At 55.0% G+C, this 1,269-nt stretch carries 1 rRNA gene; it reads right to left on the reverse strand.

What is annotated here, in order from left to right:
• Positions 1–1,269 (reverse strand): 23S ribosomal RNA (locus L7D49_RS00005); the annotation flags it as partial.

Genomic DNA, 1,269 nt, shown 5'->3' on the forward strand with positions numbered 1-1,269 from the left:
ACCTCATCATCTTTGAGGGATCTTACTTACCGAAGTAATGGGAAATCTCATCTCGAGGGGGGCTTCATGCTTAGATGCTTTCAGCATTTATCCCGTCCATACATAGCTACCCAGCGATGCCTTTGGCAAGACAACTGGTACACCAGCGGTATGTCCATCCCGGTCCTCTCGTACTAAGGACAGCTCCTCTCAAATTTCCTGCGCCCGCGACGGATAGGGACCGAACTGTCTCACGACGTTCTGAACCCAGCTCGCGTACCGCTTTAATGGGCGAACAGCCCAACCCTTGGGACCGACTACAGCCCCAGGATGCGATGAGCCGACATCGAGGTGCCAAACCTCCCCGTCGATGTGGACTCTTGGGGGAGATAAGCCTGTTATCCCCGGGGTAGCTTTTATCCGTTGAGCGATGGCCCTTCCATGCGGAACCACCGGATCACTAAGCCCGTCTTTCGACCCTGCTCGACTTGTAGGTCTCGCAGTCAAGCTCCCTTATGCCTTTGCACTCTACGAATGATGTCCAACCATTCTGAGGGAACCTTTGGGCGCCTCCGTTACACTTTAGGAGGCGACCGCCCCAGTCAAACTGTCCACCTGACACTGTCTCCTGCCCGGATTACGGGCACGGGTTAGAAGTCCAATACAGCCAGGGTAGTATCCCACCGACGCCTCCTCCGAAGCTGGCGCTCCGGGATCCAAGGCTCCTACCTATCCTGTACAGGCTGCACCGGAATTCAATATCAGGCTACAGTAAAGCTCCACGGGGTCTTTCCGTCCTGTCGCGGGTAATGCGCATCTTCACGCATATTATAATTTCACCGAGTCTCTCGTTGAGACAGTGCCCAGATCGTTACGCCTTTCGTGCGGGTCGGAACTTACCCGACAAGGAATTTCGCTACCTTAGGACCGTTATAGTTACGGCCGCCGTTTACTGGGGCTTCAATTCAAAGCTTCGCTTGCGCTGACCTCTCCTCTTAACCTTCCAGCACCGGGCAGGCGTCAGCCCCTATACGTCACCTTACGGTTTTGCAGAGACCTGTGTTTTTGCTAAACAGTCGCCTGGGCCTATTCACTGCGGCTCTCTCGGGCTATTCACCCTACCAGAGCACCCCTTCTCCCGAAGTTACGGGGTCATTTTGCCGAGTTCCTTAACGAGAGTTCTCTCGATCACCTTAGGATTCTCTCCTCGCCTACCTGTGTCGGTTTGCGGTACGGGCACCTCCCGCCTCGCTAGAGGCTTTTCTTGGCAGTGTGAAATCAGGGACTCCG

It is taken from the genome of Sporosarcina cyprini (assembly GCF_022048975.1).
Classification (GTDB): Bacteria; Bacillota; Bacilli; order Bacillales_A; family Planococcaceae; genus Sporosarcina; species Sporosarcina cyprini.